This is a genomic window from Halanaerobium sp. MA284_MarDTE_T2 (assembly GCF_003337245.1).
Taxonomy (GTDB): Bacteria; Bacillota; Halanaerobiia; order Halanaerobiales; family Halanaerobiaceae; genus QPJE01.
The window spans coordinates 1-1,213 of the sequence record NZ_QPJE01000069.1 but is presented as its reverse complement, the minus strand read 5'-3'; the positions used below and the strand labels follow the sequence as shown (position 1 = coordinate 1,213).

Below are 1,213 nucleotides of genomic sequence, written 5' to 3'. Positions count from 1 at the left end.
CCAGTTTTTCTTCGGCCATTTTATAAGCCTCCTCATAGCTTAACTCTATCCTTGCTACACCGGACTTTACAGCTGCCTCTGCTACTGCTGCTGCAACATGTGGTCCAACTCTACCATCAAAAGGTTTTGGAATTACATATTCTTCTGTAAGTTCTTCTTCACTAACTAAATCTGCCAGTGCCTGTGCGGCTGCCAGCTTCATTTCCATATTAATCTCTGCTGCTCTTACATCCAGTGCTCCGCGGAAAATACCCGGGAAGGCAAGTACATTGTTGATCTGATTTGGATAATCAGAACGACCTGTTCCTACAATTCTGGCTCCTGCTTTTGTGGCAAGTTCCGGATCTATTTCTGGATCTGGATTTGCCATAGGGAATACTATTGGATCATCAGCCATATCTTTTACCATTTGTTCTGTCATTACATCTGCTACAGATACTCCTAAGAAAATATCCGCACCTTTTATAACATCCCCCAAATCTCCTTTTTCTTTGTTTGGGTTTGTTGTCTTTGCAATCTTTTCTTTAATCTCATTCATGTTCTCTCTGCCTTCATAAAGAGCGCCGCGGCTGTCTAGAAGTATAACATTTTTGGCTCCTTTTTCCATTATGATTCCTGCCAGAGAAATTCCAGCAGCTCCTGCACCATTAATTACTACTTTTAAATCTTCAAATTTCTTATCGACAATTTTAAGTGAGTTTATAATTGCACCTAAAGTAATAATTGCTGTTCCATGCTGATCATCATGGAAAACAGGAATAGGCATTTCTTCTTTTAATCTTTCTTCAATTATAAAACATTCTGGTGCTTTAATATCTTCCAGGTTAATTCCGCCAAATACAGGTTCCATCATCTTTACTGTATTGATTATTTCTTCTGGATCTTCTGAGTCAAGACAGATTGGAAATCCATCTATAGCACCAAACTCTTTAAATAATACTGATTTTCCCTCCATTACAGGTATTGAAGCTCTGGCACCTATATTCCCAAGTCCTAAAACCGCGGTACCATTGGAAACAATGGCTACAAAATTGCTTTTATTGGTATATTTATATACATCATCACTGCTGTCAGCAATTGCCAGACATGGATAGGCAACACCTGGAGAATATGCAAGAGTTAGGTCATCTTCATTTTCAACCTTAACCTTTCCTGCTACTTTTAATTTCCCCATGTTTTCTTCATGCATCTTTAACGCTTTTTCTTTTAAATT

1 protein-coding gene is annotated in these 1,213 nt (G+C 38.3%); it reads right to left on the bottom strand.

The window, feature by feature from the left end; genetic code table 11:
• On the bottom strand, positions 1-1,213 hold a 1,213-nt coding region (locus DFR78_RS11870), incomplete at both ends, for an NADP-dependent malic enzyme (protein ID WP_114459033.1).